Consider the following 18,244-nt stretch of genomic DNA (forward strand, 5'->3'; position numbering starts at 1 on the left):
GATGAATAAATTGAATCTGCTTCATTCTGGCTTACTGATAGCCAGCATGCTCATAAGCTTGGCTCCCTCCCTAGTGCATAGCGCAGAAACCGACGCCAAAAAGAGCCACTCTCCTTCCGCCGTTCATTGGGAATACTCGGGCTCTGCAGGTCCCTCTAATTGGCACAAGATTTCGGATAAATTTGCACTATGCGGCAGCGGTAAACGTCAGTCTCCGGTCGATATTCAGTATGAGACACCCGCAAACCTCTATCCGCTAGTTTTTCGGCACCAGTCAATCCCCCTGCAGGTCGTTAATAACGGACATACCCTTCAGGCTAACTATGGCACCTTGATAACCAATGAAACAGTCAAGATAGGTGGTAAGAACTACCCAATAAAACAAAAGCCTGTGTATATCAGCCAAATGATGCTGGGAGATCTGCCCTATAAACTACTGCAACTTCACTTCCACACTCCCAGTGAGCATGCGATAAACGGGCGACGTGCGGCCATGGAGGTACATATGGTTCACCAGAGCGCAGATGGCAACTTAGCCGTTGTAGGCGTGCTACTTAGCCACGGGAAGCAAAACCCCATATTGCAGCAAATACTCGATAATGCTTCACCCACCATCAATCAGGTTAATGCACCACAGGGACTCACCATTAACACCTCAGTTCTTCTTCCGGCTAATCGTCAATTTTTTCATTACTCAGGCTCGTTGACGACACCGCCCTGCAGCGAAAACGTGAATTGGTTCGTCATGAAGAGTGAGATGCAAGTGTCGGATCAACAGGTTAAGCGTTTTACGCAGCTGATTGGCAATAATGCACGGCCACTGCAAGAGATAAACTGGCGCTCCATGCTGATATCCGAATAAGCGTACCTGAGGCACAAAAAATCAGGCGGCAACAAAGGAAATACTGATGAACAACCTGTCTTTAAAAGCAAAACTCCTGGGAAGTGCTGGCTTCCTACTTCTTCTGCTCATATTCAGCTCTGGCTTCGCTATCTATTCCATGAATAACATAGGCCATGAGCTGGAAACGATTGCAGAACAGGATATCCCTCTGACAGAAAAACTGGCGGCGATAACGACTCACCAGCTCGAGCAAGCGGTTCAGTTCGAGCGCGCACTCCATTACGGAAACCAGTTGCAGTCTGCAGAGGGGGCGGCGGCACACTTCAGAAAAGCTGTACAACGTTTTGATGCTGGCAGTGAAGAGATAGAGGCTGAGATGCATCAGGCCGATGCCATGATTGAGGCGGTGATAGTTGGTGCCTCAGGGGAAACGCTTCAAGAGTTTACAACATTAAACCTTGGGCTTAAAAAGGTAGAGGAGGAGCATATAGATTTTGTCGAGCATGCACATCAGGTGTTTATTCTGCTCGCCGAGGGTAATTTACATGCCGCAGAGGAGCTGGCCCAGAAGGTTGAGCACGAAGAGGACCAGATGGATCGAGAGCTCGAAGCCCTGCTAGCTGAAATTGGTCGATTTACCGAGGCCAGCGCCAGACACGCCGAAGACTATGAACACAATGCTATCGTCATGCTGATAACCATAGCAGGAGTCAGCATAACATTCGGCATCATAACGAGCTGGATCACGGCTAACAATATCATTACCGGAATACGCTCAGCCATCACCACGGCATCGGGGGATCTCTCTCAAAGCATAGAGGTGAAAAGTAGCGACGAGATAGGTGAACTCCTGACCGCCATGAACGGGATGCGTCAGAAGCTATTAAACCTGCTTTCTGATATCTCGGAGATGACGGTTCAGCTCTCAACAGCCGCCGAAGAGCTATCTATGGTCACAGCACAAACAAGCTCTACCATAGACAAGCAGCGTGATGAAACGGAGCAGGTTGCCACCGCCATGAATGAATTAACGGCCACCAGTCGGGATGTTGCGACAAATATTGCCCACACAGCAACCTCGGCGACTCACGCCGCACAAGAGACGGATAACGGTGCAAAGGTAGTTCAGCAGGTTATTGGACAGATAAATGAACTCGCCACTCAGCTGGAGGAGTCGGCTCAGGCCATTAATGAAGTCGAAAGCCAGAGCGGCGCAATCACCTCTATGCTCGATGTGATTAAAGGGATTGCAGAGCAGACGAATCTGTTGGCATTGAATGCCGCCATCGAAGCGGCGCGCGCCGGTGAGCAGGGACGAGGCTTCGCCGTCGTTGCCGACGAGGTGCGCACACTCGCCACCCGCACCCAGCAATCCACCGAAGAGATCAACGAGATCATAGGTAAGCTACAGTCCGGCTCACACAGGGCCGTATCTGTAATGGAGAAGAGTCAACATCAGTCACAATCGGCCGTAGATTTAGCCAGTCGTTCGGGGAATGCACTGAGTACCATCGCAGAAGCGATGGACAACATCAATCAGATGAGTGATCAAATTGCCTCGGCGTCTGAGGAGCAAACAGCCGTGTCTGAAGAGGTCAATCGCAATATTGATAAAATCCATAATATGTCTATCGAGCTTGCCACAGGCGCGACCGAAACGGCCAAGGCGGGACAGGAACTCGCCGAGATCAGTGCCAGATTGCAAACCCAGGTTAAACAATTTCAAACCTGATACCTGCTTAGCCGCTCTTTACTATCGAGCTGTATTGGGTTATCGACAAAAACCCAAAATCTACACTTGGCTTTCTGCCGTTATTCTTAAAAATGACGGCAGAAACCGGCTCTGGTTATTTTGACCTCTACCTGAATTAAGCATAAGATCCCTTATCCCTTGATAATTAAGAGCCTAATAACAATGGGATCGACCATAGATATCAGTTGGGGGCAATTAGCCCTGTTTATGTCAGTACTGTTTATTCCCCTGCTCATCAATCGAAGGTTTGAACTCAGATTAGGCCGTGATATCTCCATTGCGGTGATACGAATGACGGTGCAATTAATCCTGGTAGGCTTATACCTGGAGTTTCTGTTTGAGCTCAACAGTCCACTGTTAAATATGCTCTGGTTAAGCGTCATGATCCTCATCGGAGCGAGTGCGATCATCGGCGGCGTTAAGCTCCCCAAGCGCGTCTTGTACCTTCCCGTTTTTACCGGGTTAATTATCGCCATAACACCGCTTATGCTTATCCTGCTGGCCGTCTTATTAAAACCGCAGCCCATCTTCAGCGCGCAATACACTATCCCACTCGCCGGCATGCTACTGGGTAATAGTCTCAGTGGGAATATTGTTGCCTTGCAAAGATTATTTACAGCGTTTGAAGAGAAGCGGATGGAGTACGAAGGCGTCCTGGCCCTGGGGGGAAAACCGAATCAGGCGGCCTATCCTTTCGTTCAATCGGCCTTGAAGCAATCTTTAGCCCCTATTCTGGCCTCCATGACAACCACGGGGCTAGTTACACTACCGGGTATGATGACGGGTCAGATTTTGGGAGGTACCGATCCTATGGTCGCAATCAAATATCAGTTAGTCATACTGGTTGCGATATTTGTCATGTTAAGTGTGTCTGTGACTATTTCATTAGTCCTGTCGGTAAGAAGCAGTATTGAACCCACAGGGTTTATCAAGATCCATATTGGCAAGTCATAAAATGAATGAAAGGTATTAGGTGTTAGCGGGCATCTGATTTGCGCCTGCAAGCTGGATATTGAAAGACTGGGACTAACGATACTTAGAGATGATCTGCTCATATAGATTATGGCCATCACCAATAAATTCACTCTTTATCTCATCGATAGACAATTGCAACTTTTTGATTAGTTCAGGATCAGTGTCTTTACTGAAGGCATAATAGAGCTCACTCTCTTGAAGGGTAAAAACAGACTCGAATAAACTAGGGTCTAAACCCGAATTATGAATATTCCAACTGGCAACATTTTCTTCATAGGCCCACAGCTGAATGCGCCCTTTATTCAGCATCTTGAGCAGAGAGTTCGCACTGTGTGCCCGCTTAATACGTTTCGCTGGCACCCCAAAAGATAACAGCAGTTGCTCGCCGATATCATCCTTTATCGCACCTATGCTGTAGTTAGAGAGTTCATCTATCGATTGAATATTTATCTCACTCCCAGAGCGTGCTAACAACACTACCTGAGTTTCAATGATAGGTCCGACCCAATGAAATGAATCCTCACGAAGCTGGGTGCGAGTCGTCGAAAACAGTACCCGTTCAGGGCCAGCTAACGCCATCTTATAGGCTCTGGGCCAAGGTAAAAGCTGAATATTATCTCTGGGTAGCCCTTCACCCGCTCTGGCTAAGGCTGCACGCAGCAGATCGACCGAAATTCCTTTTAATTCTCCCTCTTCCTGATAATTATATGGCGGGTAGGATTCAGTTAAATACTCGAGCTCAGACAAACTGTTAGCCCGCGCGTTAAAGATAAGCGCTGCGATCCCTAAACATATCATCACGACCTGTTTTATCCGCACGTATAACCCCCGAATCAATCCCTAGCTTGAGTGTAGCAAGACAAACGAGAAGAGCAATATCTAAGCAAATTAGCTTAGATATTCATTAAGGATATAAAAACACTGAATTTATCTCTAAATAGTGCCAAACAGCTATGCATTTTAATACCCAGAGTTATTTAGTCATTAGGAACACTATTTGAACCGGTCTCGGGCTCAGGTTAAGTTATATACGATAAGTCATTTATACGAAGAGGGCGATCACACTACCTATGGTTGCAGCTGCTTTAAGGTACTGTCCTGCGGTATAGGAATCATCTTCCTTCTCTTCCACTTTATCGGGGTGATCCATGCCTAGCGCCCCATAAGCAAAAGACTTCACGCTTGCGGACTGACAAGTCTCATCTTTTTCTGTTGCATCTTCTATGTCTGGGGATGTGGGAGCAGATATCACTTCGGGTAAGTTAACGGTAGCAGGCATTGGAGTGCTGCCGCCCTGAGTTTGCAGCTTTACCGCTGTCGGGGACAGATTAACCGAACTATTCTCCACTCTGGGGTTTGTGGTTTGGGCGGCTTCCCTGTCCGTTGCCGAAATGGGGGCTTTATCGGTGCCAGCCTGAATACGATTTTCCGTGGTCGTCTGAGTGTTAGTCTGACGTTCTGCCTGAGAGGCATTCTGAGAAGATGGATTACTAATACCACTTATTATCATTACTTTAGCCTCAGAATTTCACCACTCATATTCGATAATATAATGCAAAACGCCATACAGTAAAACAATCATGGGCACAGACTCATGCTACAATTCGTATCAGCCCTCTGCTGAGTCAGAGATTAACTCCCCCCTCTATTCCGCCGCACCATTTAAAATCGATACTCAAACTTAAGCCCAATGACTTCGAAGCTACGATCATCAAGTTCAAAATGATCCCATTCTAATCGAATATCTGATTTGGGAGACACCTTAAAATTAAACCCCACTCCTAAATATGGCGATATTCCATCAGGCTCAAGGTTCTGCTTATTGTTGTGTAGCAAACCAGACTCCTGCTCCCAATTGAACGCCCCGACATTGACTAATGCAGATACCCCGGAGGCGAGCCGGAACCGGTAACCGACTCTGGCTCCCCAACCTGAATATAAGCGACTGTCTTGGCTCAGCAGGTCTCGATAGCCATAGTCCTGTGTCGCCCATACATCCTGAGAAGTGCTCCCTACGCCCCCCAGTTCGATATGATCTAAGTTCAACTGCCAACCTGAATTTTGCAGCTGTGATACGGGTGTGGTTGTTAACTCTCTATCGGCTAATCTGCTCATATTGAGCTCATTAATCAGCTGGCGAACCGAATCACTCTCGAGTAGATTGGCGAGTCGATAGTCCGTCATTGAAGTAACCAGCTGTTCAGAGCGGGAGGTACTGCGCTGAAAAAGTTCACTCGCCGACACATGGTGACAGAGTAATAAGAAGAGCAAAACGCTCAACCAGGCTGAAGGGAATATGCGTCGCTTAGACTTAAAACCTGAGTGTTCAACTTCCCCTTTAAGCTCATTGGGGCTTGAAACCGATTGTAGGCTCAAAATAGACAGGGCCGATGGAATATTAACGTCATTTGGGTTATCGATGAGCATCTCATCACTCCTCAACTAAAATCCTGTACAAATAATAAGCAATAGTTGGGCCAGCCAAATATGGTGGTGATAAGTATCAACTGCTTAGGGAGGAGTGAGGAATAAGATCAGATGCGGCGACAAATTCTTGCCACAAACTGCGATGCAGTTTGCGACAAGCAAGAAAGATAAACAGCCCCTAGAACTCGAGCACGTTTTGATAAATTTCAATCACCCGCTGCGCATGTAGCTCCACCAATTCCAAAGCAAGCTGTCCGGGCTTTTGTTGCAATGTCAGCCTGTGGTTCTCATCACGTAAAAACAGATACGCCTGAATGAGCTCCTGAGCGTCGAGCTGGGGCAAGAGGGCTAACTCTCCGAGAGTTGAAAATATTCTGATGTTATCAGACCAGATACAGAGTTCACTGTGCTCATTGGCATTAGCCAGCACCAGATATTGAGCGATAAACTCAATATCTGCGATCCCGCCAGCGCTCTGTTTAAGATCGAACTTATCCGGGCTCACCTTAAGCAGGTGATCTCGCATCTTCAAACGCATCTCTCTCACCTCCTGAGCCAGAGAACTCTTCTCTCTATGCAGCTGCAAAACCTCGGAGCGTAGTGTGCTAAAACGGCTGGATAACGCATTATCTCCAAACATAAACCTGGCTCTGACTAAGGCTTGATGCTCCCATGTCCATGCTTCTTCACGCTGATATTGACCGAAGTTCTCTATCTCACTCACAAGCAGACCCGAAGCACCGGACGGCCTGAGACGCATATCGACTTCATAAAGCTCACCCGAGGTCGTTCGGGTTGAAAACAGGTGTAAGATCCTTTGTGCCAACTTGAGATAAAAATGACCAGCCTCTATCGGACGCTCGCCATTAGTCTCTGTATGCTCCGGAAAACGTTCGCGGGAGTAACTGTGTAAGAATACCAAATCAAGATCCGAGCCGTAACCCAGCTCAATCCCACCGGCTTTACCGTAGCCGATAACCGCAAAGCCCATATCCCCCTCATCGAGATGAGTAGGAACGCCATGGCGGGAACTGACCTGTAACCAGGCTTGCATCACCACCTGCTCAATTATCGCTTCTGCCAGCAAGGTCAGATGGTCGCTCACCTGACTCACAGGTAATACTCCGGTCACGTCAGCCGCGGCAATTTTCAATTGCTGCGATAGTTTAAACTGTCTCAGCCCCTCCATCTGCTGCTCCATATCCTCTTCCGGCACACGTAACAGGTACTGACGCAGCTCACTGCCGTAATCATCTAATGAGGTCGTATCATAGAGTTGAGCCGGATCGATCAACTCATCGAGCAACATGGGAAATTTTGCCAACTGAGCCGAAATCCATGGGCTGGCACAACATAAACTCACCAGCTGTTGACGAGCGCCGGGATTCTCATACAAGAGCTCAAGATAGGTCGTACGGGTCAGAATCTGATCCAATACCTTAGACACAGGCTCAAAGGCTTTCGAAGGAGACACCAGCGGAGTCAACTCACGTAAGAGCCAGGGCATCAATTTATCTAAGGTATCTCGGCCACGGGGCCCAATGGAACGTTTAGCAATGGTGTCACGCCATGATTTCAGTATGGGCCAGAGATCCGGATCTTCGATAGACTGCTCGCTAATGAGCGCTTGTGCATGCTCATCCTCTTGCACGCTCCACAGCTGCAGAGTCCACAATTGTGATGACTCATCCTGCTCATTACCACCGACCGTATCATTAAAGTGTCGATGAATTTTACTCATCGCAGACTCGATATGCGTTCTGAGTTCGGCTTCTGACGCCATTCCCATGCAGTGACACAATCGATACCAATCCAGTCCATTGTCGGGCAAGGTCTGTGTCTGTTGATCACCTATGGCCTGGAGTAAGTTTTCTACTCGTCGCAATAACAGGTAACTCTGCTTGAGATCATCGACAGCCAAATATTCAAGCTGTCCTAAGGTATACAAGGTATCGATAGCGGCAAACAGACTCTGCTGACGCAGTGAAGGTTCCCGTCCTCCCCGGATAAGTTGAAAACTCTGCACCACAAATTCGACTTCCCGTATCCCGCCGGCACCCAACTTTATATTATCGGTAAGCTTACGTCGCCTGACCTCTTGGGTGATCAACTGCTTCATTTTTCGCAGAGATTCGATAGCCGAAAAATCGATATAGCGGCGATAAACAAACGGCCTCAACATAGAGTGCAGCTCATCAGAAAATGCCGTCCATGGACCCAAAGCACGCGCCTTGACCATGGCATAACGCTCCCAGTCCCGGCCCTGCTCCTGATAATAATCTTCCAGAGCACTAAAGCTGACCACCAGAGGGCCACTCTCTCCATAAGGGCGAAGGCGCATATCGACGCGATAGACAAAACCATCCACGGTAACCTGATGGAGTAGGTTCACCAGACGCTGGCCCATTTTAATAAAAAACTGCTGGTTATCTAAGGCGCGGCGGCCACCTTGTGTCTCCCCGTGTTCAGGGAAGGTAAAGATAAGATCGATGTCTGAAGAGAAATTGAGTTCACGTCCTCCCAACTTGCCCATACCGATAACCATTAAGGGTTGAGGATTCCCCTCGTTGTCACAAGGCGTTCCATATTGCTGACAGAGCTCGCGATAGAGCCAGTCACGTCCGGCAATAATCAGCGCCTCAGATAGGGCGGATAGATCGAGCAGTGAATCTTCGAGGCTCGCATAACCAAAAAAGTCTCGCCAGGCCAGTCGCACCATCAACCGATTTCGGTAGCGCCTTAAAATGGCTTTCGCTTCATCTTCGCTAGGACAAGGCTCCAGGAGTTCATGCAGCTCTTTATCGAAACTCATCCTTTCAACTCTGTCTGACAGTCCATCGAATAGGGCGGGGATCCAATCAGGATGTCGGCATAATTGCTCCGCGATAAAATCACTCAACCCCATGATCCGATACAGCTCGTCACAGCGTTGCTTGTCTATTGAGGTCGTGAGCTCAGGCCATGCTTCATTTAACCTTTGCCAGTAACGATCCGCAACGTCAGTGATAATGGCGGGTAACGGCTTGTTACTGATATTTTCCATGGTAATAATAATCCCTAACAATTATGACAATCGACTTATTATCAATTAAGACATATTATGTCTTAACTGTGACTAGCGTGTAACGACCCAGATTTAATCTAGTCACCGAACTGAGTTTAAACAAAAAAAGATTACTTTTTATTTCAAAGTAAGGGTTACTATAACCTAATGAAATACTAAGCTGATTATATTTTATCAGCCTCTACCGAATATAAATGGAGAAAACATGGCAGCGATGTTCATACGTGTTCTCACTCTTACATTGCTTTTAACCTTAGTGGGTTGCGGTGATGACAGGCCCGATCGCATTGCGCAATACCAGCAATTAGCGGGTCAGAGAATAGATTCACTCAATCAGATGCTCGATAGCGGTCAGATCCGTAATGCCACCCTGCTTAAGCAATACACGGGTATTCTGGCAAAACAACAAACTGAACTGGCCCCCTTACTCGATGAGCTGGCAAAAGATGCAACCACTAAAGGGCCTATGTTTACCTCTTTAGTGCGTCGTGTTCGCGAGCTGGGTGATGCTGGCAACTACATCGATCTCGATCAGCAGCTGGCAGAAGCCGAAAACATCTATCAAGCCGCCGATCCCAGTCTCTATAACGACATGCTGTCAGATCCACTCAACGTCGTCGCCGACATGTCAAATGGTGCTCTGGCGCGAGTCAACTCCATCAGTCGTGAGGCTGCGGCTCTCGCCAATGGATCCGAAGATTTTGGTGCGGGCAGCCAATTAGTCGGTAACCCGGGCTATGGCAGCTGGCAAACAGGCTCAAATGGCATGTCTTTCTGGGCCTGGTATGGCATGTACTCGATGTTCTCCAATGTGATGCGCGGCCCTATCGGCTACGATCGCTGGTCTGGTCGAAGAAACTACAGTTACTACAATGATGTAGGACGTTACCGTTACACCTCACCGAAACAGGCGAGTGCACAGAACAAAACCTTCGAGCGAACCAAGAAACAGTTCAACTCACAGGGGAAAAAATTCGACAGCCCCTATGCAAAATCACGCACAGGCTCAACAAGCTTATCGCGTCAAAGCACGAGTACACCCAAGGCGAGTTCGACAGGTACTCGCAGTAAAAGTGGCAGCAAGTTCCGTTCTAATTACTCTAAGAACAGTAACTTCCGCAATTCTAACAGTCGCACTACTCGCGGTGTACGCCGAGGCAAATAGATAAGGAAATACCATGACATTTTTTCAAAACTTCGGCATCACAACAGATCTTGCCATTATTTTAGTAATCGATCTGGCTATCGCCATTATTCTTTTAACCTTGATGCGTTACCTTCAGGGCTGGACAGCCAAAGTCGATAGCCGCGTGGAACTGGCTGAAAAAGACAACTTTGCCTTCGGGATAAGCACTGCTGGTGCAATCGCTGGCTTAGGCATTGTGCTAACAGGCGCGATTTCAGGTGAGGCAGCTGATTCTTATGTCGTCGAGGCGATTGGCATGAGTGCATACGGACTATTTGGCTTACTACTGATTAAGCTAGGTAGATACTTTCACGATAAGATTGCCCTTAATGAACTCAATAAAAACGAGCAGATCCTTAAAGGTAATATTTCGGTTGCGATTGTCGATGCCTGCGCCGCCATCGCCACAGCCATTATCATACGTGCGGTATTGGTCTGGGCCGAGGATCTGACTTTAGATACCTTCATCGCTATCTTCAGTGCCTTCGCCATTTCACAGATCATGTTGGTAGTGCTTACCCGCTTTCGTGAATTCCGCTACGCCAAACGAAATCAAGATGCCTCAATGCAAGATGCGCTGGTTCAAGGGCACACCGCGGTCGCGATTCGTCATAGCGGCTACATGCTGGCCATGGCACTGAGCTTCAACGCTGCCAGCCACTTCATCATCTATAACCCGGAAGCCTATGTAGCCAACCTTGTTGGCTGGTTAATCTTCTCAATAATCATGCTCGTCACACTTTCAGTGCTGATTAAGATAGTGAAAAAGTTGGTGTTATCGGGAATCCATTTAGCCCAGGAAGTTGAGCAGCAACACAATATTGGTATCGCTACCGTAGAGCTGGCAATTAGTGTGGCTGTAGCCCTTATTCTAACGAGCCTGATGTACTAGCCCAGTACTATTATACCAACACATAAAATACGGTTAATCATTTGATTAACCGTTTTATTTTATCCACAAGCGTTTGACTGTGAGATACGAGTGAGTGAAGTGACCAGTTCCAAATTAACCCAGCCTGATGCAAAGGACCAATCCCCAGCACAAGGCGCTGATACCCTAGACAAAGAACGAAAGTTAAGCTGGTTCGATGATACCTTACTGCTCGGTATCATGGCCGTATTAGCAGGTTGTGGCTTGATCTATGAATACCTGCTATCTCACTATGCAGGTCGCATCTTAGGTGCATTAGAAGCCGCCATCTATACCATGATAGGCCTGATGATCGTCTCCATGGGAGTCGGTGCCTTTGCCGCCAGGAAAATCCGTTGTGCCTTTACCGGTTTTGCCGTTTTAGAGCTCAGCGTCGCCCTGTGTGGCTCTCTGGCTATATTAATCACAGCAGCGGTTATTGGCTTTGGTCAGCAGCTGCCACTCATTATTGCCAGCACATTAGGCCTGCCACCGGATCAGCTACCCGAAGGTGGCTTTATCGGCTTGCTTCAGCATCTGAGTGAATACCTGCCCTATTTCTGGGGTGTACTCCTGGGTCTGATGATAGGCATGGAGATCCCGCTCATTGCGCGTGTAAGACAGTCTTTATGTGATGAACACCTGATGCACAATGCTGGCACCATTTACGGAGCTGACTATGTTGGAGCTGGTATCGGTGCAGCCATCTGGGTCAGCTTTATGCTTGCCATCGATATCCAACTTGCCGCCGCCTTAACAGCCAGCTTTAATCTCTTGGCCGGCTTTATCTTCATCTGGCGCTTCTGGGATCGAATTAGATTTGTTAAAACTCTACTTGTAGGCCATTTTATCGCGAGTGGCATTCTGTTGGTGTTGGCCTGGCATGGCCCGGGCTGGGAGCAGAATTTTAATAATCTGCTCTATAAAGATGAAGTGATCTATGCCAAATCTACTCGCTTCCAACAACTAACATTTACCGAGAGGCTCAGAGGCAGCGGCCTGGAGCCGGTGTACTCTCTGTATATCAATGGAAGGCTGCAGTTCTCCAGTCAGGATGAGCATATCTATCATGCGTTTTTAGTTCATCCGACACTGGAAGCCAGCGCACGGCATAACAAGGTATTAATCATAGGTGGAGGCGACGGTTTAGGGCTAAAACAGGTACTGAAATGGCAGCCTGAGCAGGTCACCCTGATGGATCTGGACCGGGATCTTCTCAAGCTATTTACCTCACATGACGCAGATATGCCCACTCGATTAAGCCAGACCCTGCTAAAACTCAATGGTGATGCGCTCAATGATCCCAGAGTCGAGGTCGTTGTCGACGACGCCTTTAATGGAGTCGATAAGCTGCTTAAAAGAGGCGATAGATATGATGCCATCATAGTCGACTTACCCGATCCCAGCCATCCCGATCTCAACAAGCTATACTCAGATCTTTTTTATAAGAAACTGAAGGAACTCTTAAGCGCTGATGGTGCTCTAACGGTACAGTCGACCTCGCCTTATCATGCCCCTAAGGCCTTTATATCCGTCGGAAAAACCTTGGCCTTGGCCGGCTTCAATGTCAGCCAATACCATCACAATGTGCCCAGTTTTGGTGAATGGGGCTGGAGCATAGCGACAGCATCGGGCAAGAATGCTAAAAACAGATTAAGCGATATTGAGCAGCTATCCATAGAGGACGATTGGTTAACACCGGGACTCATCAAGGGCTCATTCGAGTTCCCGGGCAACTTCTATCAGGAGAAGGATAAGATTGAGCCAAATCGCATAGGCTCTATGCAGCTGTACCAATATCACCAAAAGGCATGGACAGAAAATCAAGGCGTAACACTTTTCTAATATAGATAACGTTAGATTTGTTTAACCGAAATTGAAGGTACAGGCCATAAGCGGGCTCACCCCTCGCTTATGGCTGAATATTTGGGAACATGAACTGAATTCAGTGCATGACACTTTTCGAGAAATAGCACTTGACATATTATGTCCTGATGCTATCTTTAATCGCAGACATAATATGTCATAAGGACAAATATGAATATTCACACTATTGCCAACCACCTCAATGACCTTTGTGATAAAAGCCATACCGGCTTGCAATTTGATTGCTATCCAATCGACGGCGAAGTAGAGGTTTTACAAGTCAATATCGTTGGACGTGAAGAGATCCCAGTATTCGTATCGGTGACAGAAAACCAAGTTCTCTGCATCAGTTACCTTTGGGGAGAAGACGAAGTAAATCAGGACCGTCGTTTAGCGATGTTTGAGACAATGTTAGAGCTCAACATCCCGATGCCACTGTCATCATTTGCAAAAATCGATGATAAGTATGTGATTTACGGCGCACTGTCTGTTCGATCAGACATGCTGGAGATAGAACAGGAGCTTTCCGTTCTTTCCGATAACTGCCTGGAAGTCATCGACGAAATGGTCGAGTACTTAAAGTAATTTTTTATCAATTTTTTAGTCCCGGTTCAAGTCACCGTGACTAGGTAAAAGGAGCCACATTATGGGCATACTAAACAAAATTTTAACCGCTTTTCGTGGTGGTGCAACAGAAGTTGGTCAAGGCATCGTCGATGCAAACTCTACTCGTATCTTCGAGCAAGAGATCCGTGATGCGGAAAACCACCTGACAAAAGCTAAACGTGAATTAACTGACGTTATGGCCAAAGAGATGCAGGCCAGCCGCGAAGTCGACCGCTTAAAGCGCTCCATCAGCGAACACGAAGGCTATGCCACTCAAGCACTTGAGAAAGAGAATGAAACCTTAGCGATGGAAGTTGCTGAGAAGATCTCTCAACTAGACCAAGAGCTTGCTGAGCAAGAGGGTGCAAACGTTAACTTCACCGCTCATGCGACTCGTCTTAAAGATCTCGTACGCAAAACTGAGCGCCAGCTAACCGATTACCAACGTCAGCTGAGCATGGTAAAGACCACTGAGAGTGTTCAAAAGGCAACGGCTAGCATCACAGACTCTTTCGCAGGTAGCAGCTCTAAGCTATTAAATGCTAAAGATTCACTGGAGCGTATCAAGGCTCGTCAGCAGCAGTTTGATGATCGTCTGGTCGCAGCTGAGCAACTTGCCGATGAAAACAGTGATAAGTCACTGCACGCTAAGCTAGCTGAAGCGGGCATTGGCGAGCAAAAGTCTAATGCCAACGCTGTACTTGACCGCCTTAAAGCGCGCAAGTAAACATAGAGCAAAATGAAGAGATTCAGCATTAATCGCTTGAATAGATTCAATAGCTAAAAAGTAGCGCTTTTCTTATGACTAAGGAAGGCGCTATTTTCGTCTTAGCGTTAATATTTAACGTTACGATATGGCTCACCCTAAGACTGGGATTGTTCGAGCGAACCCAAGTTATATAATTAAAAGTATCAATAACCAAAAGTATCAGGAGTCGATGATGGGATTTTTAAAAGGCCTTTTCGGTAAGAAAGAGGCGCCAAAACGTCAACTCGATCACCCCTCTCATCTAATGGAGGGCGATATGATCTCCCTCGATGACAGTTTTGCTCTGCCGCCTCAACTCAGGGGACAACAGTTAAGAGTAGAATCTGTCAGTACTTATGAGTATGAGCGCAGTCAAAAGGCTGAATGGGTGCTTAAAGGGCATGGTCAAGAGACGCTTTTTCTTTCACTCGATGAAGATGATGAAACCTATCTGGCATTCTCTATTAAGATTAACCGCGGACAAGTTGAACAGATTTTCGATCTCGAACACTTTAGCGCTATCTTCGAAGAAGATGAACAAGCACAGCTTACGACTCAAGCTTTACCCAATGAGCTCGCCACACAATTTGAGCAGTGGTTAGGCAAAGAATATCATCAAGTTAACTCCGCGCAATTTGGTTACTTTCATCGTGAAGATTATCGTGGCAATAAGCCACCACAGGATGAAGATGGGGCAACAGGCGAGGCATTCGAATCCTACTTATTAATGGATGACGAAGAGAAATTTGCTATCGATGTCGAAGTCTATGACGGCGGTGAAACCGATGTCATGTTAACCTTGTATCGTCCATTGTCCGATATAAGAGATTATTGGCCAGGGAAGTAAACTCTTTAGAACCTAGGTTCTAGCTCCTAGGTTCTAAGTTAGATTTCAATTTTTAAGGTAAACGGTATGACTAAGCAGAAGAGCCCACTACCGGAACAATGGTTACAAAACCAGAAAGCAGCCAAGGCGACACAGGTGGCTTTCGATCTCGATGAGAAGTTCCAGTACTCTATTCGTAAAGCCGCGTTAGATTCAGGCTTTAGCCCGTCGGATCAAATTCGTACCATTTTGGGGCTTTCGGTGACCAAGCGACCTAAACGTCCCAGACTCACCGTCTCTCTCAGCCCTGATGATTATCTCCAGTTAGCTGAAAAATATGCCCTATCGCCAGAACAGCAACTCGAAATAAAAAAACACGTATTGGACGATCTCATCCACTTTGTAGATAAAAGCTAGTACACTCATGCAGATGCCTGCCATAAAATGGGTGGGCAATCTATAAAGTATAGTGATATTGGACGAGATAATGGCTGATAAAAAACGCTGGTTACTTCACCCGGAGCAGGCTCCAACCCCTTTTCAACTTGCAATGATGATGCTTTCACTGTTGTCAGTCATTGTTGTTCTTGTTCTCAGCTTTGCTTCTCTCGACTCAGAAACCAACCGACTTCTGCTCTTTGTTGATTTCAGTATCTGCATGATTTTTATGACCTACTTCTTTGTTAACCTGTTCAGGGCAGAGAATAAAATTGACTATATTAAACACAACTGGATCGACTTCGTTGCCAGTATTCCAGCGATAGAACCTCTGAGGCTAGCGAGGCTGTTCCAAATTTTACGAGTGATACGCCTGATTCGTATGACTCAGTCTTTAATCATCCCCATCATAAAGCAGCGCAGACAAGCGACACTGGCCAGTCTCTTAGTGGCTATGGTCACCATCCTGACCTTCGCATCGGTTTTAATGCTCATCGTAGAGGCGGGCGTACCAGACGCAAACATACATACCGCAGAAGATGCGATCTGGTGGACCTTAGTCACCATCTCAACCGTGGGCTATGGCGACTACTATCCGGTGACAGCTTCTGGCCACGTCATTGGTGGCGTCGTCATTATTTGTGGCGTCAGTTTTTTCGGTGTTATTTCAGGTTATATGGCCTCTTTGTTTATCGCACCGGATGAAGCAGAAAAACTTGAAACTCAAAGCCAGCAGATCCGTTGTGAACTGCATGAAGCACTGGCAAGAATGGAAGCGAATCAAGGTGTTTTGATGGAGCAAATTACCCAGTTGAAGCAGGAACTAGAAGAAAAGAAAGATACGCCAAAGCACTAATATCTGTACAAAAGAGGTCATGAGGTGTAGAAAGATGGCGCATCAGAGATACCTGACTACGCCCTCTTATCATCGAGCATATCTAGCGCCAGTAAGGCTCATTCTTTAACGCCGAACGCCTGGAGTGCTCCATCGCAAACAGCAGGCTATGCTCCTTATTAAGCAACCAATCCGAGAGATCGATATCATTAGCTTGGCTCAATTCGGCCAATTGTCGATATGCCGCTAACGTCCTTATACCCAAAACAAGATCTTGCCAGGGAGCCCTGAATAGATCTCTGGCTTTCGTCGGATAGAGGGCGCCATAAGCGACGCCGACAAAAATACTCTCATCGAGGGCACGCGCAAAGGATTGGTACTCCTGACTACTGAGATCTTCATCAGAGGGCATCAAATCAACGATTTTCTGCCACGAAGCTTCTTGCATTTTATCGGCAAACTCTTGCAGGTCGAGTCTTTTATCCACGACCTTTTTCCCCGCCTGAAAGCCAAGAAGCAGATCAACCAAAGCTAACTGAAGGCCGCCATAGCAAGTATCATTGAGCATGTTATCGATAAGATTAGGGATCGATAATGCTTTCAGTTGAGCATAGGTCAAGGCCGTTAACTGCTTCTTCTGAGGAAGTTTGGCGATTAATACACTGTTTTGATCGATAATTTCGACCAGACTCAAGCCCGTTTCAATAAACTCTAAATGCCCTTCGATACAATCAAACTTTGATGCTAACTTGTCATCGAGCAGATTAAATTGCGCCAGTGTACATCTGAGTAGACGAACACAGGCCCTAAGCCTGTAGCAAAGATGAGGGGCTTGCTCATCATCTTTAACACCGGATTCGAGTATCATGGCTTCAAGTAACTGCCAACGCTCGAGGCCGGTGCTCAGAAGCGCAATAAAGGTGTGTTTCAGATCTTGCTCTGGTACTAATGCAATAAAATCTAACGCCTCCAGACTCAGAGGGCTCGCCTGGGCGGCTAAACGGTATCCCCTCTGTGCCTTACTCGCCTTACCTAAACGTACCGGGACCTGCTCGGCAACCAATAAACCTAACTGAATGAGTGCCGATGTCTCACCTGCCATAAGTTCAAATTCGAGCTCACAGATAGGCTCTGATATCACTTCGCCTTCTCTTTTTACACTGACCTGCCCCATATCTAGAGCGAGCTCAATTAAGCTATCGCCGACATATATGTGCCATATTTGTCTGACAAAGTCTGTGTTGAACAAACAGACCAGCTCAGATTGCACTGATGAAACTTTAGACAGTTCAGGCCATATTTTTTCAGGAAATTGAGTGAGGTCAGGTGTATCTTGTTTGATAGCGACATTGAATTCCGGCCGCGAATGAATCCCGCCGATCACACTGCCGGCCGTTTTAATTGTCTGCTCTCTCTCACCATCACAACGTCTTACTCTTAGCCCCATATCCCATTTTCTAAGCAGAAGATCGGGAGTATCGAAATAACTATTGATGAGTTTCCTTACCCCCTTTGGCTCAGAGTGAGGTAAACTATCCAGTAAGCTAACCAAGGTTTCTTGTTGTTCTAATTGAAAAAATAATTTTAGTTCTATCTCGGCGTCCATTAGCCTGCTGCTCGCTTTTTCGTTATTGATAGGAGCGGTGATTTCCCCCTCTCCTAATGGTTGTCATTAAAGTTTAATTAAATTTTAATCAAAAAAACATCTATCGGGCCACGTGTAATATTACTGTCACAAACTCGCCGTAGGATGCGGTTTGCAGTTA

At 46.9% G+C, this 18,244-nt stretch carries 16 protein-coding genes; 11 read left to right on the forward strand and 5 right to left on the reverse strand.

Translation table 11 applies throughout. The features are described 5' to 3' along the window. The first annotated feature begins 1 nt into the window (after nt 1). From EKG38_RS05230 to EKG38_RS05240, 3 genes are all read left to right on the forward strand, one after another. Nucleotides 2-862, forward strand: coding sequence for a carbonic anhydrase (locus EKG38_RS05230; protein ID WP_126519200.1), 861 nt, complete (start codon nt 2-4; stop codon nt 860-862). 46 nt (nt 863-908) lie between these two features. Next, complete coding sequence (locus tag EKG38_RS05235; RefSeq protein ID WP_126519201.1) at nt 909-2,576, forward strand: methyl-accepting chemotaxis protein; 1,668 nt, start codon at nt 909-911, stop codon at nt 2,574-2,576. Nucleotides 2,577-2,759: 183 nt separating this feature from the next. Continuing rightward, on the forward strand, nt 2,760-3,551 hold the full coding sequence (locus tag EKG38_RS05240; RefSeq protein ID WP_126519202.1) for an ABC transporter permease: 792 nt from the start codon (nt 2,760-2,762) through the stop codon (nt 3,549-3,551). Between the two features lie 72 nt (nt 3,552-3,623). Here the strand turns inward: EKG38_RS05240 and EKG38_RS05245 are convergent, their stop codons facing one another. From EKG38_RS05245 to glnE, 4 genes are all read right to left on the reverse strand, one after another. Then, nucleotides 3,624-4,391: a substrate-binding periplasmic protein gene (locus EKG38_RS05245; protein ID WP_246033097.1), complete on the reverse strand. Its 768-nt coding sequence runs from the start codon at nt 4,389-4,391 to the stop codon at nt 3,624-3,626. A gap of 223 nt (nt 4,392-4,614) precedes the next feature. Next, complete coding sequence (locus EKG38_RS05250) at nt 4,615-5,082, reverse strand: hypothetical protein (RefSeq protein ID WP_126519203.1); 468 nt, start codon at nt 5,080-5,082, stop codon at nt 4,615-4,617. 152 nt (nt 5,083-5,234) lie between these two features. Beyond that, complete coding sequence (locus EKG38_RS05255; protein WP_126519204.1) at nt 5,235-5,999, reverse strand: putative outer membrane beta-barrel protein; 765 nt, start codon at nt 5,997-5,999, stop codon at nt 5,235-5,237. Nucleotides 6,000-6,177: 178 nt separating this feature from the next. Then, on the reverse strand, nt 6,178-9,048 hold the full coding sequence (gene glnE, locus EKG38_RS05260) for a bifunctional [glutamate--ammonia ligase]-adenylyl-L-tyrosine phosphorylase/[glutamate--ammonia-ligase] adenylyltransferase (protein ID WP_126519406.1): 2,871 nt from the start codon (nt 9,046-9,048) through the stop codon (nt 6,178-6,180). 220 nt (nt 9,049-9,268) lie between these two features. Here glnE and EKG38_RS05265 point away from each other — a divergent pair, with 220 nt between their 5' ends. The 8 genes from EKG38_RS05265 (at nt 9,269) to EKG38_RS05300 (ending at nt 16,499) form a co-directional block, all read left to right on the forward strand. After that, on the forward strand, nt 9,269-10,228 hold the full coding sequence (locus tag EKG38_RS05265) for a hypothetical protein (RefSeq protein ID WP_126519205.1): 960 nt from the start codon (nt 9,269-9,271) through the stop codon (nt 10,226-10,228). Nucleotides 10,229-10,241: 13 nt separating this feature from the next. After that, complete coding sequence (locus tag EKG38_RS05270) at nt 10,242-11,141, forward strand: DUF350 domain-containing protein (protein ID WP_126519206.1); 900 nt, start codon at nt 10,242-10,244, stop codon at nt 11,139-11,141. Nucleotides 11,142-11,231: 90 nt separating this feature from the next. After that, on the forward strand, nt 11,232-13,004 hold the full coding sequence (locus EKG38_RS05275; RefSeq protein WP_439332642.1) for a polyamine aminopropyltransferase: 1,773 nt from the start codon (nt 11,232-11,234) through the stop codon (nt 13,002-13,004). Between the two features lie 192 nt (nt 13,005-13,196). After that, entirely contained in the window at nt 13,197-13,610 is a 414-nt protein-coding gene (locus tag EKG38_RS05280) for a YjfI family protein (protein ID WP_126519207.1), read from the forward strand. A gap of 61 nt (nt 13,611-13,671) precedes the next feature. Then, entirely contained in the window at nt 13,672-14,358 is a 687-nt protein-coding gene (locus EKG38_RS05285; protein WP_126519208.1) for a PspA/IM30 family protein, read from the forward strand. A 214-nt stretch (nt 14,359-14,572) separates the two neighbouring features. After that, the gene (locus EKG38_RS05290) at nt 14,573-15,226 is read left to right on the forward strand and encodes a hypothetical protein (RefSeq protein ID WP_126519408.1); all 654 of its coding nucleotides are present in this window, start codon (nt 14,573-14,575) and stop codon (nt 15,224-15,226) included. Nucleotides 15,227-15,292: 66 nt separating this feature from the next. Then, the gene (locus tag EKG38_RS05295; RefSeq protein WP_126519209.1) at nt 15,293-15,622 is read left to right on the forward strand and encodes a hypothetical protein; all 330 of its coding nucleotides are present in this window, start codon (nt 15,293-15,295) and stop codon (nt 15,620-15,622) included. 70 nt (nt 15,623-15,692) lie between these two features. Further along, the gene (locus EKG38_RS05300) at nt 15,693-16,499 is read left to right on the forward strand and encodes an ion transporter (protein WP_126519210.1); all 807 of its coding nucleotides are present in this window, start codon (nt 15,693-15,695) and stop codon (nt 16,497-16,499) included. Between the two features lie 82 nt (nt 16,500-16,581). Here EKG38_RS05300 and EKG38_RS05305 read toward each other — a convergent pair whose 3' ends face one another. Next, nucleotides 16,582-18,084, reverse strand: coding sequence for a CYTH domain-containing protein (locus tag EKG38_RS05305; protein ID WP_126519211.1), 1,503 nt, complete (start codon nt 18,082-18,084; stop codon nt 16,582-16,584). Between the last annotated feature and the right edge of the window lie 160 nt (nt 18,085-18,244).

Source organism: Shewanella canadensis, assembly GCF_003966225.1.
Classification (GTDB): Bacteria; Pseudomonadota; Gammaproteobacteria; order Enterobacterales; family Shewanellaceae; genus Shewanella; species Shewanella canadensis.